This is a genomic window from Azospirillum sp. TSO35-2, assembly GCF_003116095.1.
GTDB lineage: Bacteria > Pseudomonadota > Alphaproteobacteria > Azospirillales > Azospirillaceae > Azospirillum.
Genome location: NZ_LGRA01000018.1, coordinates 743,286 through 768,738, shown reverse-complemented (window position 1 = coordinate 768,738; position 25,453 = coordinate 743,286). Strand labels below are relative to the sequence as shown.

Here is a 25,453-nt window from a genome sequence, read left to right as displayed (position 1 = left end):
CCCTCCCCCGCTCTCAGCGGACCTATGGTCCGCCTGTCGCGTCAGCACAAAGCAAAGCTTTGTGCGAGAGCTGGCGCGGGAGAGGGGAGAGTTCGCGATGCCGCGGCAGTCCCCTCCACCGCCAAAGGCGGGGGAGGGTTAGGGAGGGGGCATCACGCCCGCACCTCCCGCATTCCCTCAAGCTGAGGACGCCCGCCCATGTCCGGTCTCGCCCTCGACGGCCTCGTCAAGCGTTACGGCTCCTTCACCGCCTTGCAGCGGACCGACCTGACCATCCCGCACGGCAAGTTCGTCTGCCTGCTCGGCCCCTCCGGCTGCGGCAAGACCACGCTGCTGCGAATGGTCGCCGGGCTCGACAGCCCGACCGAGGGCCGCATCCTGCTCGACGGCACCGACATCACCCACAAGCCGGCGCACCAGCGCAATTTCGGCATGGTGTTCCAGTCGCTGGCCCTGTTCCCGCACCTGACGGTGGGCGAGAACATCGCCTACCCGCTGCGCATCCGCGGCGTCACCAAGGCCGAGCAGGGCCGCGAGGTCGACCGGCTGCTGCAACTGGTCCGGTTGCCCGGGGTCGCCGACCGCGCCGTCTCGCAGCTGTCCGGCGGCCAGCGCCAGCGCATCGCCATCGCTCGCGCCCTTGCCCTGTCGCCCAAGCTGTTCCTGCTCGACGAGCCGCTCTCCGCGCTCGACGCCAAGCTGCGCGAGGCGATGCAGATCGAGCTGAAGCTGTTGCAGGAGCGGCTGGGCATCACCACCATCGTCGTCACCCACGACCAGCGCGAGGCGATGACCATGGCCGATCTGGTCGTGGTGATGTCGCAGGGCCGCGTCCGCCAGGCCGCCCCGCCGGTCGAGGTCTACCGCCGGCCGGCCGACAGCTTCGTCGCCGACTTCATCGGCATGACCAACCTGCTGCGCGGCCATGTCGCCGCCGGCGGGCTGGCGGTGGAGGGCGGCACGCTGGCGCTGCCCGGCCTGCCGCCGGCCGGCGAGGCGACCATCTCGGTCCGGCCGGAGGAGTTGCGCGTCCACCGCGACGCCGCCGGCCCGAACCGGCTGCCCGGCACCGTGTCCTTCATCCGCGACCTCGGCGCCCAGGTGGAGCTGCGCATCGACGTCGCCGGCCGCGAGCTGATCGCCGTGGCCACCCCGCAGGACCGGCCCGACGTCCATCCGGGCCAGATGGTGGGGGTCGAGCTGCCGGCCGCCGCCTGCGTGGTGCTCGACCAATGACGCGCGAGCCGCCCCGCCGGATCCTCGATTACGGTCCCATCGCCTTCCCGGCGGCGATGCTGCTGCTGTTCTTCGCCGTGCCCTTCGGGCTGATGATCGCGGTGTCCTTCTTCCAGCGGATCGAGGGCGGATTCTACGAACCGGCCTTCGTCTGGTCGAACTACGCCCGCTTCCTGTCGGTCTTCTTCGGCCGGGTGCTGAGCTTCTCGATGCTGCTGGCCGCCGGCGTCGCCGTGCTGTCGCTGCTGCTGGCCTTTCCCTTCACCTACATCCTGACCCGGCTGCGCCGCCGGGTGCAGGTGGTGTGGCTGGTCTTCCTGCTGTCGGTGCTGTCGCTGTCGGAGGTCATCATCGGCTTCGCCTGGTCGACGCTGCTGTCGGCCAACGCCGGCATCTCCAACCTGCTGGTCGCCGTCGGGCTGATGGACACGCCGACCTCGCTGGCGCCCGGCCTGGGGGCGGTGCTGACCGGCATCGTCTACCAAGCCTTCCCCTACACGGTGCTGGTGCTCTACCCGGCGCTGTCCCGGCTCGACCCGACGCTGATGGAGGCATCGCGGACGCTGGGCGCCTCGCCGGTGAAGAGCTTCTTCACCGTGGTGGTGCCGGCGCTGCGCAACACCATCGTGGCGACGCTGATCATGGTCTTCGTCTTCGCGCTCGGCTGCTACCTGCTGCCGCAACTGCTGGGCCGGCCGCAGCACTGGACGCTGTCGGTCCTGATCACCGACCAGGCGCTGTTCCAGGCCAACATGCCCTTCGCCGCGGCGATGGCGGTGTTCCTGGTGCTGGTCAGCCTGGGTCTGGTCGGCCTCTCCCTGCTGGTCGGCAAGAAGGAGCATGCGGCATGAGCGCCTTCCTGAACCGTCTGTTCCTGTCGGCCGTGGCGCTGTTCCTGGCGCTGCCGCTGGTGGTCGTCGCCGGCGTGTCGATCAACGCCAAGAAGTCGCTGACCTTCCCGCCGCAGGGCTTCTCGCTGGCGTGGTACGCGGAGATCTTCGCCGACAGCGGCTGGCGCGCGGCGCTGGAGTCCAGCCTGATCGTCGCCACGCTGTCCGCCTCCCTGGCGGTGCTGGTCGCCTTCCCGCTGGCGTGGTTCCTGTGGCGCTTCCGGGCGCCGTGGGCGAAGCTGGTCCACGCGCTGGGGCTGATGCCCTTCATCCTGCCGCCGGTCATCACCGCGCTGGGCTTCCTCGGCTTCTGGACCTCGACCGGCTTCTACGGCGAGGCGTGGACCGTGGTGGTCAGCCACGGCATCTTTTTCGTCACCCTGCCGCTGGTGACGGTGACGCTGGGCTTCTCCGCCATCGACCCGACGCTGGTGGAGGCGGCGGCCACCATGGGCGCCGACGACCGCACCGTGCTGCGCACCGTCGTGGCGCCGCTGATCCGGCCCTACGTGATCTCCGGCTTCGCCTTCGCCTTCGTGCTGTCGCTCAACGAATACATCATCACCTACATGACCGTCGGCTTCACCATGGAGACGCTGCCGGTCAAGATCTTCAACGCGCTGCGCTACGGCTACACCCCGACCATGGCGGCCATCGCCGTGCTGTTCGTCGCCGTCGCCGCGCTCGTCTTCGGCCTGATCGCCCGCTTCGGCGACCTTCCCAAGCTGCTCGGTGCGTGGTCCGCCGAGGACAGCACGCACTGATGCCGACAGGAGACCCAGTTCCCATGTTCGATGCCACCAAGCTCCAGCGCCTGCGCGACCGTTACGGCAACGCGGCCGGCGGCGACATCTTCGACCCGCAGTTCGCCCAGGTCGCCGGCATGATGTTCACCGACGGCGACAAGCGGGCGCTGCCCTACGCCAACGCCGCCACGCTGCTCGACGCCCCCTACCGGCCCGACGCGGCCGATCTGGCGGATTTCGGCGGGCTGGAGATCGCGCTGATCGGCGCGCCGATGGATCTGGGCGTCACCAACCGGGCCGGCGCCCGCCTCGGCCCGCGCGCCGTCCGCGCGGTGGAGCGCATCGGCCCCTACGAACACGCGCTGCGCATGGTGCCGTCGGCCGACTGCAAGCTGGCCGACATCGGCGACGTGCCCTTCTCCAGCCGCTTCAGCCTGGAGCAGTGCCACGCCGACCTGTTCGCCTTCTACAGCAAGGTGAAGGACGCCGGCGTCATCCCGCTGACGGTGGGCGGCGACCATTCCATCACCTATTCGATCCTGCGGGCGCTCGGCCGCGACCAGCCGGTCGGCATGGTCCACATCGACGCCCATTGCGACACCAGCGGCGAGTATGAGGGCGCCAAGTTCCACCATGGCGGCCCGTTCCGCCAGGCGGTGCTCGACGGCGTGCTCGACCCCGAGCGGACGGTGCAGATCGGCATCCGCGGCAACGCCGAGTTCCTGTGGGAATTCTCCTACGACAGCGGCATGACGGTGATCCACGCCGAGGAGGTCCAGCAGAAGGGCATCGCCGCGGCGATCGAGACGGCGCGCCGCGTCGTCGGCGACGGGCCGGTCTATGTCAGCTTCGACGTCGACGGGCTGGATCCGGCCTTCGCCCCCGGCACCGGCACACCGGAGATCGGCGGCCTGACGACGCGCGAGGCGCTGGAACTGCTGCGCGGCCTGCGCGGCATCGACGTCATCGGCGGCGACGTGATGGAGGTGGCGCCGCAGTACGACGCGACCACCAACACCGCCCAGGCCGGCGCGCAGATGCTGTTCCAGATCCTGTGCCTGGCCTCCGACGCGCTGACCCGGCGGCGCGGGTCATGACCGGCATCACGGTCGGCGAGCTGCTGCCCCGGCTGCTGGAGGCCTATGGGGTGGACACGGTGTTCGGCATCCCCGGCGTCCACAATGTCGAGCTGTACCGGGGCTTGCCGGCCACCGCCATCCGCCACGTCACGCCCCGGCACGAGCAGGGCGCCGGCTTCATGGCCGACGGCTACGCCCGGGTCACCGGCAAGCCCGGCGTCTGCTTCACCATCACCGGGCCGGGGCTGACCAACATCCTGACGGCGATGGGGCAGGCCTACGCCGACAGCATCCCGATGCTGGTGATCTCCAGTGTCAACCGGCTGGCCCATCTCGGCACCGGCCAGGGCCGCCTGCACGAGCTGCCAAGCCAACGCGCCATGGCGGCCGGGGTGGCGGCCTTCAGCCAGACCATCCTGCACCCGTCGCAACTGCCGGAAGCGCTCGCCCGCGCCTTCGCGCTGTTCGCCGGCGCCCGGCCGCGCCCGGTCCATCTGGAAATCCCGGTCGACGTCATCGCCATGCCGGCCGGCGACCTGAGCGCCGCGCCCTGGCCGCTGCCCGGCCGGCCCGCCCCGGATCCGGCGGCGGTTGACCGGGCGGCGGATCTGCTGCGCAATGCCCGCACGCCGCTGCTGGTGCTGGGCGGCGGCGCGGTTGGGGCGGGCGACGTCGCCCTGGCCCTGGCCGAACGGCTCGGGATGCCCATCGTCAACACCATCAACGCCAAGGGGCTGATCCCGCCCGGCCATCCGCTGGCGGCGGGCGAGAACATGGCGGCCGAGCCGTTGCGCGCCGCGCTGCGCGACAGCGACGTCGTGCTGGCGGTCGGCACCGAGTTCGGCGAGACCGAGCATTACCCCGGACCGGTGCCGCTGGCGATCGACGGCGCCCTGATCCGCATCGACCTCGACCCCGAACAGCTGGTCCGCCAGTTCCGCGCCACCGTGCCGATGCTGGCCGATGCCCGTCTGGCGCTGTCAGCGCTGCTGGGCGCGCTGGATGGCGCCGGGCCGGCGGGGGAGGGCGAGGCGCGCGCCGCGGATCTGCGGGCGGCGATGGACCGCCAGTTGCCACGCTGGATCGCGCCGCACCGCGCCGTGATGGAGGCTGTCGACGCGGCGCTGCCGGGCGCCATCGTCGTCGGCGATTCGACGCAGCCGGTCTACGCCGCCAACCAGTTCTACCGGCCGGCGGCGGCACGCTCCTTCTTCAACGCCAGCACCGGCTACGGCACGCTCGGCTACGGCCTGCCGGCGGCCATCGGCGCCAAGATCGCCGCGCCCGGGCGGCCGGTGGTGGCGCTGGTCGGCGACGGCGGGGTGTTGTTCACCCTGACCGAACTCGCGGCGGCGGTGGAGGCCGGGGCGCCGGTCGTCGTGCTGCTGTGGAACAACGGCGGCTACGGCGAGATCCGCGGCTATATGGTCGAGGCCGGGATCGAGCCGATCGGCGTCGACCTGACGGTGCCGGACTTCGTCACCATCGCCCGCGGCTTCGGCTGCGCCGCCGAGCGGGTCGACAGCGCCGACGCCTTGCGTCGGGCGCTCGGCGAAGCGGCCGACCGCGGCGTGCCGACGCTGATCGAGATCGACGAGCGCATCGGTTTCGCGGTTTGATGCCCAGGAGCAGCGCCTTGAATCCCTCTCCCGCCCCGGGAGAGGGTGGCGCCGAAGGCGCCGGGTGAGGGGCAAGGCAAGAATCCCACGCCGCACGGCGGACAACCCCTCACCCTCCCCACCGCTTCGCGGCGGGTCCCCTCCCTCTCCCGGGGCGGGAGAGGGAAAGAAAAAAAGGACAGCCAGCATGCGTGACCAACTCTTCATCGACGGACGCTGGACCGCCGGCTCGGGCGGCACGCTGCCGGTCTATGATCCCTCCACCGGGCAGGAGATCCACCGGGTCGCCGCCGCCGGCCCGGACGACGTCGACGCCGCGGTCGCAGCGGCGCGGACCGCCTTCCCGTCCTGGGCGCGCACCCCGTCGGCCGAGCGCGCCCGCCTGCTCGACGCCATCGCCGCCGCCCTCGGCGACCGTGCCGAGGAGCTTGCCCGCCTGTCGTCGCGCATCAACGGCAAGCCGCTGGCCGAGGCGCGGGTCGATCTGGAGGACGCCGCCGGCACCTATGCCTATTACGCCGGCCTCGCCCGTGCCCTCGACGCGCAGCAGGACGCGCCCGTGCCGCTGGCCAACCCCGGCTTCGAGGCCCGTCTGCGGCGCGAGCCGGCCGGCGTCGCCGCGCTGATCACGCCGTGGAACTTCCCGCTGGTCACCTCGGCGTGGAAGCTGGCGCCGGCGCTCGCCGCCGGCTGCACCGTGGTGCTGAAGCCGTCGGAATTCACCGCCCCGCTCGACCTCGAACTGGGCGCCATCGCCGAGGCGGTCGGGCTGCCGGCCGGCGTGCTGAACATCCTGCCCGGCAGCGGCGAGGCGGTCGGCGCGCCGCTCTGCGCCCACCCCGGTGTCGCCAAGATCTCCTTCACCGGGTCGAACGCGGTGGGCGAGCGGGTGATGGAGACCGCCGCCCATGGCACCAAGCGGGTGGCGCTGGAGCTGGGCGGCAAGTCGGCCATCCTGGTCTTCGCCGACGCCGACCTCGACCACGCCGCCGATCTGGTGGTGTCGGGTCTGTTCACCAACGCCGGCCAGATGTGTTCGGCCACCGGCCGGCTGCTGGTGGAGCGGTCGGCCTACCGGCCGCTGCTCGACCGGTTGGTCGCCCGCGCCCGTGCGCTGAAGGTCGGCCCCGGCCTGGATCCGGCGACGGAAATGGGACCGCTGACCACCGCGGCGCAGCACCGCAAGGTGCTGTCCGTCATCGAGCGGGCCAAGGCCGACGGCGCCACGCTGGTCACCGGCGGCGGCATCCCGCAGGGTAGGGGCGAGGGTTGGTTCGTCGAGCCGACGATCTTCACCGACGTCCGGCTGGACAGCGCGCTGTGGCGCGAGGAGGTCTTCGGCCCGGTGCTGGCGGTCCACCCCTTCGAGGATGAGGCCGAGGCGGTCCGGCTGGCCAACGACAGCGACTTCGGGCTGGTCGGCACCGTGATCAGCGGCGACGACGCCCGCGCCGAGCGGGTGGCCGAGGCGCTGGAGGTCGGCGTCGCCTGGATTGACTGCCCGCAGATGGTGTTCGTCGAGGCGTCCTGGGGCGGCTACCGCCGCAGCGGCATCGGCCGCGAACTCGGCCCCTGGGGGCTGGCCGCCTTCCAGGAAATCAAGCACGTCGTCCGGCCGAAGCGCGGCTGAGGGACGACACGCCGGCCGTTACACCCGGCGGGCGAGCGCCAGCAGCCCGCCGGCGCCGATCATCAACCCGCCGGTCAGCCGGTTCAGCGACTTCGCCGCGGCGACGCTGGTCAGCTTGCTCGCCAGACGGTCGCCGCCGGTGGCGTAGGCCATGATCCAGCCGAACTCGATCACCACCATGGTGGCGACCAGCGCCATCAGTTGCGGCGCCAGCGGCGCGGCGGCGTCGATGAACTGCGGGAACAGGGCGCCCATGAAGACCAGCGCCTTGGGGTTGCTGAAGGCGACCAGCGCGCCGCGCAGGAACAGGCGGCCGGGCGTGCCCTGGGCCGACGGGGCAGCGGCGCCGTCGCGTTCCCCCGCCGGTTCGACCGGCGCCCGCCATGCGGCGATGCCGAGCCAGGTCAGGTAGGCGACGCCGGCCCAGCGCACGATCTCGAACGCCAGCACCGAGGTGGAGAGCAGGGCGCCCAGCCCGAAGGCCGACAGCGCCGCCATCAGCGCCAGCGCCGCGCACATGCCGGCACCGCCCCAGGCGGCCCGGCGCGCACCGAAGCGCAGGCCCAGGCTCATCGCCAGCAGCATGTTCGGCCCCGGCGTCATCGAGATGACGAAGGCGGTGGCGAAGAAGAAGGCGAGCGTCTGCCACGTCATGGCCGGTATCCTCGATAGCGAGCAGGGGCGACAATCGGACGCCCCCACAGGACCATGGCACCGGAAGCCTCGACAAGCCGTCTCGGACGAAGTGCAGCCATGCTTTCCGAAAAAGAACGGAGCCGGGGCGGACGCCGGCGGCCTACGCCGGCGTGTGCGGGGTCAGGCTGGCCAGGGCCTCATCGACGGACATCGTCCCGATCATCGCCACCGTGTCAGCCACCCCGTAGCTCAAGAACAGGCGGTCGCGAACACGGGTCATGCCGGCACAGAACTCGACGCCGTCCTGTTGGAAAATGAACGGCTTGGACATGGCGCAGATCCGCAGGTCCCGATCAAACATGACGAAGCGATGGCTGTAGCGCAGCCGGTCATCGACACGCTCCTTGCGATGGACGACACAGAGCGCCGATCCGTCGATGTCGCAGCCCTGCGATGACCCGGACCACCCCTGCAAGTCTTCGGGGCCGGAACCGGCTTGCCAGGTCGACATCGTGTTCTTGGTGAAATCGAGCGATATCACAATCGACGGGCGGCATGAATAGATCAGATGAAGCGTCCTTCCCCGGACGACCGGCATCCAATTCTTTTCCCACGCCCAATCCATCGGTGAGACAAGGGGAAGAATGCCGAGTATCTTGCCGTCGCCCCCGATTCTCATGAAGCACATGAAGGCTTTGTTCTGCGGCCGGTCGTAGATCGAGGCAACCGCGCCCAGCGCTCCGTCGATCATCAGCAACCGGCAGTCTTCGATACGATCACGCCAAGCCGGATCGCCGACACCGTCCGGCAGGACAACCGGCGTCGGGGTCTGCCGCCACTCCAGCCCTTCGGAAAGGCTGCCGATGTAATTCAGCGTTCGGAAATCGGTTTCGTGCGGAGGGGACAGGTCGCCGGGAGACGGAAGCATCTCGGACGGCAGCGAGCGATGACCCAGGCGATAATTCGCCGAACGGATACACACCGTGATGTCGTTCCCGTTCCACCAGATGCTTGGGTTGAAGGCCGGCCAGCCCGATGTCGGCGTGAACGACAGGACACGGGATGTCCAACTCGGCGCAAGATCCTCGAGTTTCTGCGGCAAGGAGACGGTGATCGGAACCATAAAAGGACGTCCTTGCGCGATGCGACGGCCAACCTTCCGCGGAATGGACGGCTCCGGGAAAGTAACGACACACCGAGCGGAATCACAGCGTTTCGAGACCGGCCACGGCATCCATCGAACCCGGCGGCGTTCACGCCTCCTGTCACTCCAGCGTGTGCTGAACCCGCCAAGCCCGGAGCGCGATGTTGGTGGAATCCTGGTCCGGACGCTTGTAGGACGCGAAGCGCCGGTCATGGATGCGGCGGTGCGCGTCGGTCCACACCGCGTTCCAGTCGAGCGTCCCGTCGGTCAGAAGCCGCTCTTCCATGATGCCGAGCAGCGCCTCGTTGACGGTCGACACGCCGATGTTCTGCGTCGCGAGCACCAGCGCGTCCGGCGCGCGATCGAGCGTGGCGCGCAGCCGGGTGTGGCCGCCGCAGGACCCCCAGAACACCAGCGCCGTCGCCGGCGCGATCTCCGACATCGTCCCGTCCTCGTGGTAGCTGTGCCCGCGATGGATGACGATGGACGGCGACAGCCCTTCGCGGGCCAGCCATTCCCACGCGGCCGCCCGTCCGCGATCGCCTTCGCCGGGGACGTCGGCGACGATGACGATGCGGCGCCCCCGCCGTTCCGGGCTGACGGCGACGAGGAAGCCGGCGTTGTTGTGCAGCGCCCAGCCCATCGCCCGGTGCTGCCGCAGGAAACCGCGGAACGACGCCCGGCCGTCGGGATCGTCGTAGAAGGTCATCCGCTGCACGTTGATGCCGTTCTGGAACAGGCGCTGTCCGGTCAGCGCCGGCAGCGCCGCCAGGGAATGACGCTCGGCGAAACGCTCGGCCGTGAAGGCGGCGGTTGCCGGCCGGCCGGACAGGCGCATCGCGTGCAGGCTGCCGGCGAGCCCGGTCATCAGCTTGGCCGACGGGTCGCCGGCGGTCCGGTACCACGCCGCCAGCTCATCCTCCAGCGCCGCACGGACCGGGTGGGACTCGGTGTCCATCGCATCGGCGAGGGCGCCGATGGCGACCGCCGGCTCCGGCGCGCCGCCGGGCGCCAGCAACGCCCGGATGCTTTCCCTCATCAGCTCGCGGGCGCTTGTCGCGTTGGTGCCGAACAGGCTGCCGCCCCGGCCGCCGCCGACGATGGCGACGAAGAAATCGGCCCACCGCGCCTGGGTTCGCGGGCTGCGCGCCAGATCGATGAAGCCGCGCCGTTCCTGCTTCAACTGGATCTGCAGGATGCTGACGAGGCCGTCGAGCGACGAGGTGTAGAGCTGCGGCCCGATCCGCGCGATCAGTTCGAACAGGTCTTCGGAGGACAGCGCGAGCGTGATGCGGAACCGGTCGACCAGGGGATCGTCCACCATGTCGTCGATCAGCGCGCCGATCTTCGGCGCCAGCGCGGCCGGGTCCCGCGCGAAGGAGGCGGCCAGCGCCTTCGACGCATGAACCTCCAGCGCCCGCAGGTCCGGCTTGGGCAGCCGTTTGCGCAGCTCGTGCCGGGTTTCGTAGAAGGGCAGGCCGGTGTCGAGCGCGCGCGTCAGCAGTGCGACGTCCAGCGCCTTGCCGAGGATGTCGGCGCCACCGGGACGGCCGGAGAGCTGGTCGGCAACGCTGACGGCGTCGAACGGAGCGGCGGGCACGGCGTCGCGCAGCGCCGCCAGGGCAGCGTCGCCCGGGAACAGGGCGGAGCAGCGGAAGGCGTCGGCCGGCGAGCGGCGGGCCAGTTCGGCGAACGCCGCGTCACCGCCGAAGACGGCGTCGAGAACAGCCTGGCCGGCCGGCTCGCCATCCGCGCAGGCGGACAGCGCGGTGGGGGGCTGGGTGGCGGGCGGCTGGGTGTGTGAAGGCAGGGCGTTGCCGGGGTGGGTGGGCGGTGCGACCACGCGGGGAAGATCCGGCGCCAGCAGCTCGGCGGAATGCAGCACCTGGGCCACCGCCACGGCCGGGCCGCCGGCCGACAGCAGGGCGCAGAGCGCCAGCCGGGACAGACGTTTGAACAACCGCGATGCCGCAGAACGACCAATGGCCACGTCGATGACCGCTTTGTGGAAGGGTGGGATCCGGACCGCAAGGGGCGCTGCCGATGGCTCCGGTTATCCGGGGCGGCAACTCATCCTATCGGCTTACCTCTTAGGGCGTATCCTACGCTGCAAAGCCCCGCTTTGTCACCCTCGCCGGCCCCACCCGCCCCGGTTTCGGCCGGCTTCGGCCGAATGGCGGCGGCCGCGGGGTACTCCGCCTTGGCCGGGCGCAACCGCCGGAATACCTCCCCAAGCCATGGACAGCGGACGGTGGCGCACCAATCCTCAGTCCTTCCGTCGGCCGGGGTGGCGAAAGGGCCACGATGACGAGAAGGAGGGTTGCGGATGCGTGCACACCGCCTGTTGTCCCGTCGGGTGATCGGCTTCCTGATCGTCATCGCGTTACCGGCCTTCTGGACGGCCGCACCGGCCGCCGCCCAGACTCCGGTCGACCTGGAACTGGTCCTGGCGATCGACGTCTCCGGCAGCGTCGACCCGGACGAGGCGAAGCTCCAGCGCAACGGCTATGTCCAGGCGCTGATGAACACCAAGGTGCAGGACGCCATCCATGGCGGCCCCTTCGGCCGCATCGCCGCCACCTACATCGAATGGGCGGGCGAGGAGTACCAGCACGTCGTCGTCGACTGGACCGAGCTGAGCGACCCCGCCAGCATTGAACGCTTCGCCGCCGCGGTGGCCGAGGCGCCGATGATCACCGAACAATGGACCTCGATCAGCGGCGTCATCGACCGAGTCGTGCCGATGTTCGACGCCAACGGCTTCGAGGGAACGCGACGGGTGATCGACATCTCGGGCGACGGCGAGAACAACCGTGGCCGTCCGGTGGAACTGGCGCGCGACGCCGCGGTCGGCCGCGGCATCACCATCAACGGCCTGCCGATCCTCAACGACCGCCCCAACCCGTGGGGCGGGGCGGCGCCGAACGACCTGGAGGGCTATTACCGCGACCACGTCATCGGCGGCCCCGGCGCCTTCCTGGTGCCGGCCCGCGATTTCGAGGCGTTCGCCGACGCGATCCTCAACAAGCTGCTGCTGGAGGTGTCGGGGCGCGAGCCCACCGGCGGCGCGGCGCAGGATTACGCCGCCCGCTGAACCGGGGGCCGGTGGGACCGGGGAGGGGCCGGGCGTCGGGCGCGGCTATTCCACGCCTTCGAAATGCACGATGTGGCAGGTCAGGTTCTTGCCGGAGATTTCGGTGCAATGGGCCAGGACATGCATCGCGGTGCCCTCCTGCGTCACCAGCCCGGCGGCGTCCCGGCTGAGGATGCAGTAATCCTTCGAGGTTTTCCGCAGGTTGAAGTCGACGAGGATGGTTTTCCTGTCGCCTGCCCGCCAGGGCGCTTTGGCGTGAAGGCCGCGTGCGAAAGCATCCCACAATTCGGCGGGATCGAGATAGTCGCAGATGACCACGGTGTTCCGCTTCGTCACGGCGCCGCCCAGGGCAGCCTTGGCGTATTTCCCCTGACCGTCGGCACTGAGGTTGTTGAACTTGGCATCCCGCGCCTGATTGTAGGCGGTGACCGTCTTCTTGTTGAAGCGGTGGGCCAGAATCCCCTCGGCCTTGTGGTCGGGATCGGCCGACCGGCCACCTTGGGCATGGCCCTTCCCGCCCTTGAACGTGATCAGGTGCTTTTTCGCAAACGAGTTGTGCCTTGTCGTCGTTCCATCATCATACTGCCCGGAGAGATGTATATGGTATGTAACCTTCCCCTTGGTGATGGATTTGACCTGTTCCGCCTCTCTATGGCACCCGCTTGTATTCCCATCGAAGAAGTAAGTGAAATACTCATTCCCGTTGAGCGACATGGGACTCTCCCCCTCGTTACATGCCTGTCACAGCCACACGGACGGTTTTACTAGAGCCTGCAACCAATGTGACTGTGCCCAAACAACCAGCGGAAGTCGAGTCCCCTCGGGTGATGGCCGGCGGGCGGGCGGCGCCCGCCGATCCGGTCCGTTCACCGGGTGGTCAGTTCACCGTCCGGTCGATGGCGCGGCCGGCCTTTTCCGCCGGGCCGGGCGGGTCGATGGCGTCCTTGACGCTCTGGCCGGCGTTGTCGATCGACTTCCCGGCGCGCTCGGCCGGGCCGTCCCGGTGGCAGGCGGCGACCGCGACCAGCGGCAGGATCAGGACGGCGGTGCGCAACAGCGTCAGCATGGAGAACTCCCTTTTGATCATCCGGCACCCCGTCGCGGGGACGGCGCGCTGCACTGCGGAAGGCAACGCTGCGGCCACGGTTCCGGTTTCGCCGGACTAGCCGATTGCGCCGCTCACGCTCCGCCCGGGCACGAGCGGCGCCAAAATGGCTATGACCGCCGGGAAAGGGTGGGCGGCGGCGCATTTTGTGTTCTGCGGTCAACTGTCCGGCCATCGCCCCATGCCACTCTTCGCGCCGGAGTGAGACGGGCGGGAGGCCGGCGATGGCGAACTACCACTGCGATCTTGGGCGGCAACGCCACCGCTTCGACGACCTGAAGGCGGTGATGGCCTGCGCCTCGCCGCGCCGGTCGGGGGACGAGCTGGCGGGCATCGCCGCCGACAGCGACGAGCGGCGGGTGGCGGCGCGCATGGTGCTGGCCGACCTGCCGCTGAAGTCCTTCCTGAACGAGGCGCTGGTCGCCTACGAAACCGACGAGGTGACGCGCCTCATCATCGATAGCCACGACGCCGCGGCCTTCCGCCCGGTCGCCCACATGACGGTCGGCCAGTTCCGCGACTGGCTGCTGTCCTATGAGGCCGACACCGCGACGCTGGCGGCGCTCGCCCCCGGCCTGACGCCGGAGATGGTGGCGGCGGTGTCCAAGCTGATGCGCAACCACGATCTGGTCTGCGTCGCCGCCAAATGCTCGGTCGTCACCCGCTTCCGCACCACGGTCGGGCTGCCCGGCCGGCTGTCGAGCCGGCTGCAGCCCAACCACCCGACCGACGACCCGACCGGCATCGCCGCCTCGACGCTGGACGGGCTGCTCTACGGCATCGGCGACGCGGTGATCGGCATCAACCCGGCGACCGACAACGTCCCGGCCTGCATCGCGCTCTTGGAGATGCTGGACGCGGTGCGCACCCGCTTCGACATCCCGGTGCAGTCCTGCGTGCTGGCCCACGTCACCACGACCATCCAGGCGATCGAGCGCGGCGCGCCGGTCGACCTCGTCTTCCAGTCGATCGCCGGCACCGAGAAGGCCAACCGCGGCTTCGGCGTCACCCTGTCGCTGCTCGCCGAGGCGCAGGAGGCGGCCCGGGCGCTGAAGCGCGGCACCATCGGCGACAACGTCATGTATTTCGAGACGGGGCAGGGCTCCGCCCTGTCGGCCGACGCCCATTTCGGTGTCGACCAGCAGACGGTGGAAACCCGCGCCTACGCCGTCGCCCGCGCCTTCGACCCGCTGCTGGTCAACACGGTGGTCGGCTTCATCGGGCCGGAATACCTGTTCGACGCCAAGCAGATCACCCGGGCCGGGCTGGAGGACCATATGTGCGCCAAGCTGCTCGGCGTGCCGATGGGCTGCGACGTCTGCTACACCAACCACGCCGAGGCCGACCAGGACGACATGGACGTCCTGATGACGATGCTGGCGACCGCCGGCGTCAATTTCCTGATCGCGGTGCCCGGCGCCGACGACGTCATGCTGAACTACCAGAGCCTGTCCTACCACGACGTGCTCGGTCTGCGGCACCTGCTGAAGCGCCCGCCGGCGCCGGAGTTCGAGGCGTGGCTGGACAAGGCCGGCTGGCTCGACGAGCAGCGCCGCCTGCCGCCCTGGCCCGACCGGAGCCTCGTCGTCTCCGCCCTGCTGGGGAGTGCGGCCTGATGCCCGGCAGCAAAGACAATCCCAAGGACAACCTCAAGGATCCCTGGGCGCGTTTCCGCAGCGCCACCCGGGCCCGCATCGCGCTGGGCCGCAGCGGCGACGCCCTGCCGACCAAGGCGCTGCTGGAATTCCAGCTCGCCCACGCCCGCGCCCGCGACGCCGTGCACAGCGCCGTCGATATCGACCGGTTGGCGGCGGATCTGGCGCCGCTGGAGACGATCCGCGTCCACAGCGCCGCGCCCGACCGCCCGACCTACCTGCGCCGCCCGGATCTGGGCCGCAAGCTGGCGGCGGACAACGCGGCCCGACTGCCGGCCGGCGAGTGGGACATCCTGTTCGTCGTCGCCGACGGGCTGTCGGCCGCCGCGGTGCAGGTCAACGCCGCCCCGCTGGTCCACGCCTGCGTCGCCCGGCTGGGTCACCTGCGCATCGGCCCGGTGGTGCTGGCGGAGCAGGCGCGGGTGGCGCTGGGCGACGAGGTCGCGGCGGCACTGGGCGCCCGGCTGGTGGTCCTGCTGGTCGGCGAGCGGCCCGGCCTGTCGGCGGCGGAATCGCTGGGCGCCTACCTGACCTGGGACCCGAAACCGGGCCGCGCCGATTCCGAACGCAACTGCATTTCCAACATCCACGCCGACGGACTGTCCATCGCGACGGCCGCCGACAAGCTGTGCTGGCTCGCCACCGAGGCGGCACGGCGGAAGCTGACGGGGGTCGCCCTGAAAGAGGACGCCCCGTCCCTGAACGGTCCGGACAACCAGAACAACAACCAAAACAACGGCCGGATCGGGCACGACCAGTGAGTGCTGCAACGACACCAACGCCTTGAACAGGGGCAGGAGGCAACTTCATGTCTGGGAACACGAAACCTGAATTGAGCAAGAGCCTGAGCGGGCTCCATCTGTGGGGGATCGCCGTCGGGCTGGTGATCTCCGGCGAGTATTTCGGCTGGAGCTACGGCTGGGCGGCGGCGGGGACGCTGGGCTTCCTGGTCACCACGATCCTGATCGCGGCGATGTACACCACCTTCATCTTCAGCTTCACCGAGCTGACGACCGCCATCCCGCACGCCGGCGGGCCCTTCGCCTACAGCTACCGCGCCTTCGGGCCGACCGGCGGCTTCGTCGCCGGCTTCGCCACGCTGATCGAGTTCGTGTTCGCGCCGCCGGCCATCGCGCTCGCCATCGGCGCCTATCTGAACGTGCAGTTCCCTGGCCTCGACCCGAAGACCGCCGCGGTCGGCGCCTACATCCTGTTCATGGGGCTGAACATCGCCGGCGTGTCGATCGCCGCCACCTTCGAGCTGTTCGTCACCATCCTGGCGATCGTCGAGCTGGTGGTGTTCATGGGCGTCGTCTACCCCGGCTTCTCGTGGAGCCACTTCACCGCCAACGGCTGGTCGGGGTCGAACAGCTTCTCGATGGACGCCTTCGGCGGCATCTTCGCCGCGATCCCCTTCGCCATCTGGTTCTTCCTGGCGATCGAGGGCGCCGCGATGGCGGCGGAAGAGACCAAGGACCCGAAGCGCACCGTGCCGCGCGCCTACATCGGCGGCATCCTGACGCTGGTGGTGCTGGCCTTCGGCACGATGATCTTCGCCGGTGGCGTCGGTGACTGGAACGCGCTGTCCAACATCAACGACCCGCTGCCGCAGGCGATGAAGGCGGTGGTCGGTGAATCGAGCGGCTGGCTGCACATGCTGGTGTGGATCGGCCTGTTCGGCCTGATCGCGTCGTTCCACGGCATCATCATGGGCTATTCACGCCAGATCTTCGCGCTGTCGCGCGCCGGCTTCCTGCCGCCGGTGCTGGCCCGCCTGCACCCGACCCGCAAGACCCCGCATTGGGCCATCCTGGCCGGCGGCGTGATCGGCATCGCCGCCATCTACTCCGACGAGCTGATCCAGATCGCCGGCCAGCCGCTGACCGCCAACATCGTCACCATGTCGGTGTTCGGCGCCATCGTCATGTACATCATGAGCATGGCGGCGCTGTTCCGCCTGCGCACCAAGGAACCGGCGCTGGAGCGCCCGTACCGCGCGCCCTTCTACCCGGTCTTCCCGGCGATCTCGCTGGGTCTGGCGGTGTTGGCGCTGCTGACCATGGTCTACTACAACGCGCTGGTGTTCGGGCTGTTCGTCGCGCTGTTCGCGCTGGGCTACCTGTTCCACCTCGCCACCGCCGGCATGCGGGTGAAGGCCGGCGCGACCGGTGGACTGGGGCATATGGACGCCTTCACCGAAGCGCGGTCGATGGTGGACTGAAGGATCGATGGGGTGGAGACGTTAGACCCCCACCCTAACCCTCCCCCGCTGGGCGGGGGAGGGGAATGGTGCTTAGGCTGGAGAGAAGCGGCAGTCCCTCCCCCGCCCAGCGGGGGAGGATAGGAGGGGGTCTAACTCCGGGCGGAGCAGTTCCTCACACCCCGTCGTGGCTTTGGATGAAGCTGCGGATCTCCGGCAGGATGCTTTCGCGCCAGCGGCGGCCGTTGAAAATGCCGTAATGGCCGACGCCCTTCTGGAAATGCGTCTTGCGCATCTCGTCCGGCAGGGACGAGCACAGGCGGTGGGCGGCGATGGTCTGGCCGGGGGCCGAGATGTCGTCCAGCTCGCCTTCCACCGTCATCACCGCGGTCTTGCGGACCGCCGCCGGCTCCACCTTGCGGCCGCGCGACACCATGGTGCCTTCGGGCAGGGCGTGCTTCTGGAACACCGTCTCGATGGTCTGCAGGTAGAATTCCGCCGACAGATCCATCACCGACAGGTACTCGTCGTAGAAGCGGCGGTGCTGCTCGGCCGAGTCGCCGTCACCACGGACGAGGTGGCGGAACAGGCCGACATGCTCGTTGATGTGGCGGTCGAGGTTCATCGACATGAAGCCCGACAGCTGGATGAAGCCGGGATAGACCCGGCGGAAGGCGCCCGGGTAATAGACCGGCACCGTGGTGATGACGCTGCGCTCGAACCACTTCAGCGGGCGTTCCATCGCCAGCTTGACCGGCACCGTCGGGTTGGCCATCGGGTCGATCGGGCCGCCCATCAGGGTCATGGTCCGCGCCTGCACCGGCTCGTCCGCCGCGGCCATCAGCGACACCGCCGCCATCACCGGCACCGCCGGCTGGCACACCGCGATCACGTGGGTGTTCGGCCCCAGGAAGCGGATCATCTCCGCCACCGTGTCGATGTAGTCGTCCAGGTCGAAGCGGCCGGCCGACATCGGCACCAGCCGCGCGTCGATCCAGTCGCTGACGAAGACGTCGTGGTCCTTGATCAGCGCCTCCACCGTGCCGCGCAGCAGCGTCGCGTGGTGGCCCGACATCGGGGCGACCAGCAGGACCTTGGGCTGGCGGGGCGTGCCCTCCGGCTTGGCGAAGTTCAGCAGCTTGCAGAAGGGCGACTGCCAGACGAAGCGCTCGGTGACCGGCACCGTCTGTCCGTCGACCACCGTCTCGTCCAGGCCGAAGGCCGGCTTGCCGAAACGGCGGGTCGTCCGCTCCACCAGTTCGGCCCCGGCGGCGACCGCCCGGCCCAGCTTGGTGTAGGACAACGGCATCAGCGGATTCTGGAAGGTGTGCTGGGCGGCTTCGGCCCAGAAGCGCATCGGCCGCATCGCAGCGTGTTGCATGTCGTACAGGTGATACAGCAAGTCACATCCTCACGTCGCGGCGACCCCCGGTCGACCAGGGTGGTTTCGAGTCTTCGATCGGCAGATTGATCGTATTACCAACCATATCTTTCGTCGAGGATCGCGTATAGGTCAAGAGCCTCTTCGCAAATGCAAAGCTCTGTTGTTGAAAGAACATTGCGCTGCACAAAAAATTATCAATCGCAACCATCCCCCTATGACCTTGGGCGGGGTCGCCGCGACCGCCCTGGCCGTTCCGGGAAAGGCTCTGACCTTTAGGGAACCACCCACGCCGTCAGGGCACGGCCAGCACGGCGCGCACCGGCAGATGGTCGGAGGCGCGGCGGGTCAAAACGCTGCGGATCACCTCGAACGTCGGGATCTGCAGGCCTCCCGTCACATAGATGCGGTCCAGCCGCAGGGTGGGCATCCGGGCGTGGAAGCTGCGCGGGTTGGCTACGTCGGCGAAGGATTCGGCCAGCCGGCGCAACCGGGGGGAACTGGGCGTCCATTCGTTCAAGTCGCCCATGAACAGGGTCGGCAGGTCCGGCCGCTCGACCACCCGCGACACTATGTCGCCGACCTGCTTGGCCCGCTCCCAGGGGTCGAGCCCGAGATGGGCGACGATGACCCGCACCGCGCGGCCCTGCACCTCCAGCACGGCGTCGATGGCGCCGCGCGGCTCGCGCTTGCCGACCGACAGGTCGAGGGTCTCGATGCTGCGGACCGGCAGGCGGGTCAGCAGGGCGTTGCCATAATGGGCGCGCTCGGTGTGCTTGGTCGGGCCGGCGTAGGCCTTCAGGCCGGTGTGGCGCTCCAGGAAGGCGAACTGGTCCATGCCCGCCTCGCCCCGGTGGTGCCAGCCGACCTCCTGCAGACCGATCAGGTCGACGTCGAGGTCGCGGATCACCTGGGCCACCCGGTCGGGGGCGAATCGGGCGTCGAGCCCGACGCAGCTGTGGATGTTCCAGGTGGCGACGGCCAGCGGGGCCATGCCGTCGGGGACGGGGGAACTGCGGCGGTCGACACGGCGGCGGGGACGACGGGCGCGGGCGGCGCGCAGCGCGGCGGCGATGCGCTGCACCCGGTCACGGCTGAATCGGATCACGGTCCTCGTTTCCTTTCGTCTTGCCGGCCATTCCTGCGGCCGAGCAGGCGGCTGGTCAGCCCGCCGAGCCCGATCGCCACGACCGCCATCCCGGTCAGCAGGGCGATGTCGCCCGCATCGGGATTGCTGATGGTGCGCTCAAGCTGGTGGCCCAGCAGGTTGAAGGCAAGGATGCCCGGCGCCAACCCGATCATGGTGCCGATCACGTAATCGGCGAAGCGCAGTTTCGACGCACCCGCCGCCAGATTGACGACGGTGTAGGGCGCCACCGGCACGGCGCGCACCCCGGCGACGGCGGCGATGCCGCTGTCGGACAACCGGTCGTTGATGCGGGCGATCAGCGGACCGCCATGCCGTTCCAGCAGGTCGCGCCCGGCAAACCGCCCGGTCCAGAACAGCGCCGCCGCCGAGGCGACGGCGCCGCCCATCGCGGTGGGGAAGCCCCACCAGGGCCCCATGACGATGGCGGTCGCCGCGATCAGCAGGGTCAGCGGGAACATGACGTAGCCGCCGACGATGTAGGCCAGCATCACCCACAAGGGGGCGAACGGGCTGTCGCCCAGGCTGTGGAAGGCGGCCAGCACCGCGTCCAGCGTCGCCCATTCCTTCAGCGCGGTGTAGCGCCACATGCCCCACAGCCCGGCCACCGCCAGGATGCCCAGCAGCGTCACCCAGAGGCGGGTGCGCGGGATGCGGGACGGCAGCACCCGCCGCATGATCTCGACCGCGTCGACCGGGTGTTCGGGGTCGAAGACGCGGGCCTCGGCCACCGCGGCGGCCAGCCCATCGGGCACCGGGTCGTGCAGCGGCTCCAGCGTCCGGCCCAGCGCCATCTCGCCGTCGGGCCGGCGCAGCGCCTCGATCGCCGCGACCAGCGAGCCGCGCCGGCCGACCTCCGCCGCCACCCGCTCGGGCGTGCTGCCCAGATGCTCGGCGATCAGGTCGTCGCGGGTGCGCCGGATCGCCCGCCGGGTGGCGGCGTCCTCCGGGCCGGAGCCGGCCTCCAGCGCCAGGTCGCACTCGGTGTCGAGCCCCATGGAGCGGTTGTTCAGGTTGGCGGAGCCGATGCGCAGCATGCGGTCGTCGACCACCATCACCTTGGCGTGGACGGTGATGCAGGCGCCGCCGTCGGTCGTCGCGGCGTAGAGGCGGAAACGCCCGTGGCGGTCGGCCGCCCGCAGCTCGGCGGTCAGCCGGGCGCGGGCGCCCAGCATCACCGTGTTCTCCAGCCAGCTGGTGGCGCGCACCGGGTTGACCACCACCACCTCCGGCCCGTCCTCCTCCGCCAGCCGCGCCTTCAGCGCGTCGGCGACGGCGGTGGAGGCGAAATACTGGCTCTCGAAATAGATGACCTCGCGGGCGGCGGCGATCGCCTCCAGATACAGCGCCTCGATCTCGCGCACCGCCGGGCGGCCGTTGCAGGCCGGATCGGTGCGGGCGATGCCGACGCGGACATCACGCAGCATCGGCTCGAACCCCGGCGGCCAGGGGTCGGCGGGAACCGAACGCCGCCGCGCCGGCCAATGCGGCGCATGGAGGTGCCGTTCGGGTGGATGCTCGGCGGGTGGCGCCAGCGTCTCGCCGGTCGCCCGCGCCCAGCGGTCGCGGAACATATCGCCCAGCGCGCGGGCGGCGTCGCCGTCGACCGCCATCATGATGTCGTGGAACGGCTCGTAGGGCTTGCCGTCGGGTTGCCGCCGCCGCGGGTCGTGCGCGTGGTGGGCACGGGTGTCCCAGCGGTTGGCGGTGACGTCCAGCCCGCCGCAGAAGGCCAGCCGGTCGTCGATCACCAGCAGCTTCTGGTGATGGCAGGCGCCGGTCGGGTGGTCGCCGTCCAGCCGGTACTGCAGCCGCCGGTGGGTCAGCCAGTTGCGCAGCATGAAGGGGTGCGACCAGCGGGCGATGTCGAACAGCTCGGCATAGTCCCACTTCAGCACATGGATGTGCAGGTCCGGCCGGGTCGTCGCCAGCCAGTTCAGCAGATGGCCCAGCCGGTCCGGCCGGCGCGGGCGCCGGGTCTGCGGCATCAGCCGGATGCGGGCGTCGAAGTCCCAGGCGGTCATGTAGATGCTGCGCCGGGCCCGCCGCATCGCCGCCTTGGCCAGCGCGAAGTAATCCTCGGCGTCGATGACGACGCCCAGCCGGGCGGTGTCCTCCACCCGCCAGCAGGTGCGCCCCGGCTCCAGGATCGGCCGCAGCGCCGCCGCCCCGGCGGGATCGGGGAGCAGGCTGTCGGGGCGGAGCGGAGGGGGCGGCGAATGGGCGTACATGGTGGCCGATCGGGAGTGTGTCCTGGGACATAACATCTGGGAAGTGCTTTCCTTCCCCGCCCTCCGCCATTTGGGGAGACCGCATGGGAATTGCAGCGACCTATCCGGACTCGTCCTGCCGGAAATCGGGGCAGACCCCATTCCGCCGCGCCGTGGGGTCGTATTTTATTGCCCGACGGGGGCATGGACGCTTACGGTCGCGTGAAGCGGGTGCCTGTCCGATGGTCTTGCGTCCGCAGGGCGTCCGTCCAGGCGGGGCCCCCGCTCCATCCCCGCAATCCCGTCAGCCCGGCCGCACCGCCTTATGCCGCGTTCCGTCCTTCGCCGCCTGATCGATGCCGTGCCCACCGCCTTTCTGCCGATGGCGGCCGGGGTCGGGCTGGCCGCGGCGCTTGGCCCCGACGCGGCGGACGCCGCGCTTGGGCTGGCGCGCGGGCTGGTGGTGACGCTGCTGCTGATCCTGCCGGCGCTCGCCATCGGCACCGCGCTCGGCGCGCTCGCCGGAGCCTGGGCCGCCCTGGCGCCGCGCTCCGCCGGCGGGCTGTTCGGCCGGCTGCTCGCCGGCGCCGGGCCGCTGCTTCCGGGGTTCCTGCTGGCCGCCGTCGCCGCCCTGGCGGTCCGGGCCGGGGCGTCGCCGGCGCCGCTGGGCTGGACCGTGCTCGCCATTCCCGCCGCCTGCCAGGCCGCCCGGCTGTCCCGGCCGGCGATGGGCCGCGCCCTGGGTCCGGGGCCGGAGGGCGGGGCCGTCCGCATGGCGCGCGGCCTGGGGCTGGACGAGCGCGCGGTGCTGCGCCACCACGCGCTGCCGCAGGCGGTCGCCCCGGTGATGGGCGGGCTGCGCGTCGCCGTGTTGGCGGCGATGACCGGGGCGGTGGCGCTGGAAAGCCTGCTCGACCTGCCGGGGGCCGGGGCGCTGATGATCGACGCCGCCCGCGCCGGATCGGCGGCGGGCGCGGTGCCGGCGCTGATCGCCCTTGGCGGGCTGACCGCGCTGCTCGCCGCGCTTGGGCTGGCGGTGCGCGACTGGATCGACCCGGCGAACCGCAGCTCCACCCCGTACGAGGGGGCGTGATGGCCGGCATCGACCCGCAACCGCTCTCCCACCAGGCACTGCCGCCGACGCCGCGCCCCGGTTTCGCCCGCGGGCTGTCGGGCGCCGCGGTGCTGGCCGCCCTGGCGCTCGCCAGCGCCGCCGCGCCGCTGATGGCCGACGGCGCCACCATCCGCCGCATCGACGCCGACCCGGTGGTCGCCGCCCTGCTCGACGGCCGCGGCAGCCTGTCCTTCGCGCTGCTGGCCGGCGTGCTGGGCGGCGTGATCGGCGTCGGCTGGGCGGTGGCGGCCAACCTGCTGGCCGGGCTGGTGGGCGACCGGGTGGAGCGGCGGATGATGCGGGGCGCGACCCGGCTGGCCGGGCTGCCGCTCGCCCTGCTGGTGCCGCTGGCCGGCGGCCTGTCCGGCAGCGTCGGTCTGCTCGCCCTGGCGACGGCGTTCGCCGCGGCGCCGGCCGTCGCCACCCTGGCCCACGCCGAGCTGGACGCCCTGATGCGGGCCGAGTTCCTGACCGCCGCCCGCGCCGCCGGCCTGCCGGAGCATGAGGTCCTGCGCCGTCACCTGATCCCCAACGCGCTGAGGCCGCTGCTGGCGGCCGGCATGCTGGCGCTGCCGCGCGCGCTCGCGGCGGAGAGCTTCGCCAGCCTGCTCGGCCTCGGCCTGCCGCCGGCGCTCGGCAGTTGGGGGGCTTCCGTCGGGCTGGCGGCGCGGCTGGGCGACCCGCTGGCCCTGGCGCCGCCGGCGCTGCTGCTGGCGCTCGCGCTGTGGGCGGCCTGCGCCATCGCCGACGCCGGGGTGGCCGGTCCCGCCAGCCGGATCGGCAAGCCATGAGCGATCCCGGCCTCAGCCACCACACCCCGGGCCACCACACCCTGGGGCATCCCGGACTGGCCGCCGCGCCGGTGGACGTCGACGCGCTGACCCTGATGCTGGGTGACCACGTCCTGCTCGATCGCGCGACGCTGCGGCTGGAGCGCGGGGAGGTGCTGGCGATCACCGGCGGCGCCGGGTCGGGCAAGACCGCCCTGCTGGGCGCGCTCGCCGGGCAGCCGGTGCCGGGGGTCGACGTTGCCGGAACCGCCGGCGTCGACGGGCGGCGCCTGCTGATCGCGCAGGGCGGCCGGCTGGCGCCGCGCCGGCCGCTGGCCTTGCAGGTGGCGGAGGTGGTCGGCCACCATCTGGGCGTCGACCTGCGCGCCGCGCTGCGCCGGGTGGCCGACGGGCTGGACCGCATGGGCGTGCCGCCGGCCGCCCGGCGCTTCGACCTGCCGCCGGAGCAACTGCCCGACTCGCTGCGCTGGGCCTGCCTGTTCGCCATGGCGATCGCGATTGGGCCGGCCCTGCTGCTGGCCGACGCGCCCTGCGCCGGGCTGGACCCGACGGTGCGGCTGCGGCTGCTCCATCGGCTGGCCGACTGGGCGCGCGCCGAGGGGACCGCCCTGATCCTTGCCGGCCGGCCGGAGGACGGGCTGGCCGGCCCGGCCGACCGCGCGCTGTCGCTGCGCCGCGGCCGCCTCGTCCCCTCCGGTCCCGACGGTGAGCCGCAACGCGACGCGGAGCCGGCTCCCCCGGGCCACCCGCTGGAGGTGCCCGGCACGGTGCGGCTGCGCGCCCACGGGGTCGGCGTGTCCTACCCCCTCGCCCCCGCCCCCAATGGCGAGCGGCGGCAGTTGACCGTCCTGCACGCCGTCGACCTCGACCTGCGGAATGGGGAGACGCTGGCCCTGCTGGGTGAGACCGGCAGCGCCAAGGCGACGCTGGTCCGCGCCCTGCTGTGCCTGCCGCCGCCGACCACCGGCTTGGTCGCCTGGATGGGGCGCGACCTGACGGCGGCGGCCACCACCACGTCCGGCAGCGACGATCCCGACCCCGCCGGCCTGCGCCGCGCCCGCCGCGACCTGCAGCCGCTGTTCCCGGATCCGGCGGCGTCGCTCGACCCGGCGATGACGGTCGGCGCCCAGTTCGCCATCGTGCTGGAGAGCCTGCGCCCCGACATCGCCGCGGACCGCCGCGCCCACCGCATCGCCGAGGCGCTGGAGGAAGCGGGGCTGCGCGCCGAGACCGCCGCCCGCTGGCCGACGGCCCTGACGGCGGCGGAGGCGGCCCATGTCGGTCTGGCCCGCGCGCTGCTGTCGGAGCCGCGCGTGCTGATCGGCGACGAGCCGGCGGCCACCCTGTCGGCGGACGAACGCGCCGGTTTCCTCGACACCCTGCTGGCGGCGCGCGACCGCCGCCACCTGTCGCTGATCCTGGCGACCGAACGGATGGAGGAGGGGCTGCGCGACGCCCACCGCGGCCTGGTGCTGCTGATGGGCCGGGTGGTGGAGAGCGCCGACGCCGCGACGCTGCGGACGGCGCCGCTGCACCCCTACAGCCGGGCGATGCTGGCCGCCGCGCGGGGCGACCGCCCGGATCTGGCGGGCGACGCCCCGTCGGCGCTCAACCAGCCGGCCGGCTGCCCCCTGCGCCGCCGCTGCCCCAAGGCGCGCCCGTTCTGCGCCCAGGCGATGCCGCCGCTGGAGGAGGTGGCGCCCGGCCACCGCGTTGCCTGCCACTACTGGGACATGCCCGACAACGGCGATGCCTGACGCCGAGGTTGGCGGTTGG

At 71.1% G+C, this 25,453-nt stretch carries 21 protein-coding genes; 13 read left to right on the top strand and 8 right to left on the bottom strand.

The window, feature by feature from the left end; genetic code table 11:
- Window positions 1–198 precede the first annotated feature (198 nt).
- The 6 genes from TSO352_RS14415 (at window position 199) to TSO352_RS14390 (ending at window position 7,200) form a co-directional block, all read left to right on the top strand.
- Window positions 199–1,236, top strand: coding sequence for an ABC transporter ATP-binding protein (locus tag TSO352_RS14415; protein WP_109107992.1), 1,038 nt, complete (start codon window positions 199–201; stop codon window positions 1,234–1,236).
- Window positions 1,233–2,087, top strand: a complete 855-nt coding sequence (locus TSO352_RS14410) for an ABC transporter permease (protein ID WP_109107991.1) — start codon at window positions 1,233–1,235, stop codon at window positions 2,085–2,087. Before TSO352_RS14415 ends, TSO352_RS14410 begins: the two co-directional genes overlap by 4 nt.
- Window positions 2,084–2,890 (top strand): ABC transporter permease, encoded by an 807-nt coding sequence (locus TSO352_RS14405; protein WP_109107990.1) that lies wholly within the window; start codon window positions 2,084–2,086, stop codon window positions 2,888–2,890. Before TSO352_RS14410 ends, TSO352_RS14405 begins: the two co-directional genes overlap by 4 nt.
- Window positions 2,891–2,913: 23 nt before the next feature.
- Window positions 2,914–3,969, top strand: coding sequence for an agmatinase (gene speB, locus TSO352_RS14400; protein WP_109107989.1), 1,056 nt, complete (start codon window positions 2,914–2,916; stop codon window positions 3,967–3,969).
- Complete coding sequence (locus TSO352_RS14395; protein ID WP_109107988.1) at window positions 3,966–5,570, top strand: 5-guanidino-2-oxopentanoate decarboxylase; 1,605 nt, start codon at window positions 3,966–3,968, stop codon at window positions 5,568–5,570. The genes speB and TSO352_RS14395 overlap by 4 nt, the downstream gene beginning before the upstream one ends.
- Before the next feature lie 187 nt (window positions 5,571–5,757).
- Window positions 5,758–7,200, top strand: coding sequence for an aldehyde dehydrogenase family protein (locus tag TSO352_RS14390; RefSeq protein ID WP_109107987.1), 1,443 nt, complete (start codon window positions 5,758–5,760; stop codon window positions 7,198–7,200).
- A gap of 18 nt (window positions 7,201–7,218) precedes the next feature.
- Here TSO352_RS14390 and TSO352_RS14385 read toward each other — a convergent pair whose 3' ends face one another.
- The 3 genes from TSO352_RS14385 to TSO352_RS14375 all read right to left on the bottom strand — a co-directional run bounded on the left by TSO352_RS14385 (window position 7,219) and on the right by TSO352_RS14375 (window position 10,940).
- Window positions 7,219–7,854, bottom strand: a complete 636-nt coding sequence (locus tag TSO352_RS14385; RefSeq protein ID WP_109107986.1) for a LysE family transporter — start codon at window positions 7,852–7,854, stop codon at window positions 7,219–7,221.
- 142 nt (window positions 7,855–7,996) lie between these two features.
- Window positions 7,997–8,959, bottom strand: a complete 963-nt coding sequence (locus TSO352_RS14380) for a hypothetical protein (protein WP_109107985.1) — start codon at window positions 8,957–8,959, stop codon at window positions 7,997–7,999.
- Between the two features lie 142 nt (window positions 8,960–9,101).
- A complete protein-coding gene (locus TSO352_RS14375) occupies window positions 9,102–10,940 on the bottom strand; it encodes a hypothetical protein (RefSeq protein ID WP_247872103.1) in 1,839 nt (612 codons plus the stop codon).
- Window positions 10,941–11,306: 366 nt separating this feature from the next.
- On the opposite strand from TSO352_RS14375, the gene TSO352_RS14365 reads away from it, so the two are divergent.
- A complete protein-coding gene (locus tag TSO352_RS14365) occupies window positions 11,307–12,074 on the top strand; it encodes a DUF1194 domain-containing protein (protein ID WP_109107983.1) in 768 nt (255 codons plus the stop codon).
- 45 nt (window positions 12,075–12,119) lie between these two features.
- Here the strand turns inward: TSO352_RS14365 and TSO352_RS14360 are convergent, their stop codons facing one another.
- Window positions 12,120–12,788 (bottom strand): hypothetical protein, encoded by a 669-nt coding sequence (locus tag TSO352_RS14360; protein ID WP_109107982.1) that lies wholly within the window; start codon window positions 12,786–12,788, stop codon window positions 12,120–12,122.
- A gap of 163 nt (window positions 12,789–12,951) precedes the next feature.
- Window positions 12,952–13,140, bottom strand: coding sequence for a hypothetical protein (locus TSO352_RS14355; RefSeq protein WP_247872102.1), 189 nt, complete (start codon window positions 13,138–13,140; stop codon window positions 12,952–12,954).
- Between the two features lie 263 nt (window positions 13,141–13,403).
- On the opposite strand from TSO352_RS14355, the gene TSO352_RS14350 reads away from it, so the two are divergent.
- The 3 genes from TSO352_RS14350 to eat are packed head-to-tail and all read left to right on the top strand — an operon-like array spanning window position 13,404 to window position 17,055.
- The gene (locus TSO352_RS14350) at window positions 13,404–14,795 is read left to right on the top strand and encodes an ethanolamine ammonia-lyase subunit EutB (protein ID WP_109107980.1); all 1,392 of its coding nucleotides are present in this window, start codon (window positions 13,404–13,406) and stop codon (window positions 14,793–14,795) included.
- The gene (eutC, locus tag TSO352_RS14345) at window positions 14,795–15,595 is read left to right on the top strand and encodes an ethanolamine ammonia-lyase subunit EutC (RefSeq protein WP_109107979.1); all 801 of its coding nucleotides are present in this window, start codon (window positions 14,795–14,797) and stop codon (window positions 15,593–15,595) included. Before TSO352_RS14350 ends, eutC begins: the two co-directional genes overlap by 1 nt.
- 47 nt (window positions 15,596–15,642) lie before the next feature.
- Complete coding sequence (gene eat / locus TSO352_RS14340) at window positions 15,643–17,055, top strand: ethanolamine permease (protein WP_109107978.1); 1,413 nt, start codon at window positions 15,643–15,645, stop codon at window positions 17,053–17,055.
- Window positions 17,056–17,209: 154 nt separating this feature from the next.
- Here the strand turns inward: eat and phaZ are convergent, their stop codons facing one another.
- From phaZ to TSO352_RS14320, 3 genes are all read right to left on the bottom strand, one after another.
- A complete protein-coding gene (phaZ, locus tag TSO352_RS14330; protein WP_109107977.1) occupies window positions 17,210–18,436 on the bottom strand; it encodes a polyhydroxyalkanoate depolymerase in 1,227 nt (408 codons plus the stop codon).
- A gap of 274 nt (window positions 18,437–18,710) precedes the next feature.
- On the bottom strand, window positions 18,711–19,523 hold the full coding sequence (locus TSO352_RS14325; protein ID WP_109107976.1) for an endonuclease/exonuclease/phosphatase family protein: 813 nt from the start codon (window positions 19,521–19,523) through the stop codon (window positions 18,711–18,713).
- Entirely contained in the window at window positions 19,520–21,793 is a 2,274-nt protein-coding gene (locus tag TSO352_RS14320; protein ID WP_109107975.1) for a VTT domain-containing protein, read from the bottom strand. Before TSO352_RS14320 ends, TSO352_RS14325 begins: the two co-directional genes overlap by 4 nt.
- A 340-nt stretch (window positions 21,794–22,133) precedes the next feature.
- Here TSO352_RS14320 and TSO352_RS14315 point away from each other — a divergent pair, with 340 nt between their 5' ends.
- Genes TSO352_RS14315 through TSO352_RS14305 form a run of 3 tightly spaced genes read left to right on the top strand, consistent with a single transcriptional unit; the run spans window position 22,134 to window position 25,434 of the window.
- On the top strand, window positions 22,134–22,865 hold the full coding sequence (locus tag TSO352_RS14315; protein ID WP_247872101.1) for an ABC transporter permease subunit: 732 nt from the start codon (window positions 22,134–22,136) through the stop codon (window positions 22,863–22,865).
- Window positions 22,865–23,677: an ABC transporter permease subunit gene (locus TSO352_RS14310; RefSeq protein WP_109107973.1), complete on the top strand. Its 813-nt coding sequence runs from the start codon at window positions 22,865–22,867 to the stop codon at window positions 23,675–23,677. The genes TSO352_RS14315 and TSO352_RS14310 overlap by 1 nt, the downstream gene beginning before the upstream one ends.
- Complete coding sequence (locus tag TSO352_RS14305; RefSeq protein ID WP_109107972.1) at window positions 23,674–25,434, top strand: oligopeptide/dipeptide ABC transporter ATP-binding protein; 1,761 nt, start codon at window positions 23,674–23,676, stop codon at window positions 25,432–25,434. Before TSO352_RS14310 ends, TSO352_RS14305 begins: the two co-directional genes overlap by 4 nt.
- Window positions 25,435–25,453: the final 19 nt, after the last annotated feature.

Bases quoted from the DNA above. Each gene is read 5' to 3' on its own strand.
- TSO352_RS14415 (WP_109107992.1), top strand. From the start codon at position 199: ATGTCCGGTCTCGCCCTCGACGGCCTCGTCAAGCGTTACGGCTCCTTC.
- TSO352_RS14410 (WP_109107991.1), top strand. From the start codon at position 1,233: ATGACGCGCGAGCCGCCCCGCCGGATCCTCGATTACGGTCCCATCGCC.
- TSO352_RS14405 (WP_109107990.1), top strand. From the start codon at position 2,084: ATGAGCGCCTTCCTGAACCGTCTGTTCCTGTCGGCCGTGGCGCTGTTC.
- speB (WP_109107989.1), top strand. From the start codon at position 2,914: ATGTTCGATGCCACCAAGCTCCAGCGCCTGCGCGACCGTTACGGCAAC.
- TSO352_RS14395 (WP_109107988.1), top strand. From the start codon at position 3,966: ATGACCGGCATCACGGTCGGCGAGCTGCTGCCCCGGCTGCTGGAGGCC.
- TSO352_RS14390 (WP_109107987.1), top strand. From the start codon at position 5,758: ATGCGTGACCAACTCTTCATCGACGGACGCTGGACCGCCGGCTCGGGC.
- TSO352_RS14385 (WP_109107986.1), bottom strand. From the start codon at position 7,854: ATGACGTGGCAGACGCTCGCCTTCTTCTTCGCCACCGCCTTCGTCATC.
- TSO352_RS14380 (WP_109107985.1), bottom strand. From the start codon at position 8,959: ATGGTTCCGATCACCGTCTCCTTGCCGCAGAAACTCGAGGATCTTGCG.
- TSO352_RS14365 (WP_109107983.1), top strand. From the start codon at position 11,307: ATGCGTGCACACCGCCTGTTGTCCCGTCGGGTGATCGGCTTCCTGATC.
- TSO352_RS14360 (WP_109107982.1), bottom strand. From the start codon at position 12,788: ATGTCGCTCAACGGGAATGAGTATTTCACTTACTTCTTCGATGGGAAT.
- TSO352_RS14355 (WP_247872102.1), bottom strand. From the start codon at position 13,140: ATGCTGACGCTGTTGCGCACCGCCGTCCTGATCCTGCCGCTGGTCGCG.
- TSO352_RS14350 (WP_109107980.1), top strand. From the start codon at position 13,404: ATGGCGAACTACCACTGCGATCTTGGGCGGCAACGCCACCGCTTCGAC.
- eutC (WP_109107979.1), top strand. From the start codon at position 14,795: ATGCCCGGCAGCAAAGACAATCCCAAGGACAACCTCAAGGATCCCTGG.
- eat (WP_109107978.1), top strand. From the start codon at position 15,643: ATGTCTGGGAACACGAAACCTGAATTGAGCAAGAGCCTGAGCGGGCTC.
- TSO352_RS14320 (WP_109107975.1), bottom strand. From the start codon at position 21,793: ATGTACGCCCATTCGCCGCCCCCTCCGCTCCGCCCCGACAGCCTGCTC.
- TSO352_RS14310 (WP_109107973.1), top strand. From the start codon at position 22,865: ATGGCCGGCATCGACCCGCAACCGCTCTCCCACCAGGCACTGCCGCCG.
- TSO352_RS14305 (WP_109107972.1), top strand. From the start codon at position 23,674: ATGAGCGATCCCGGCCTCAGCCACCACACCCCGGGCCACCACACCCTG.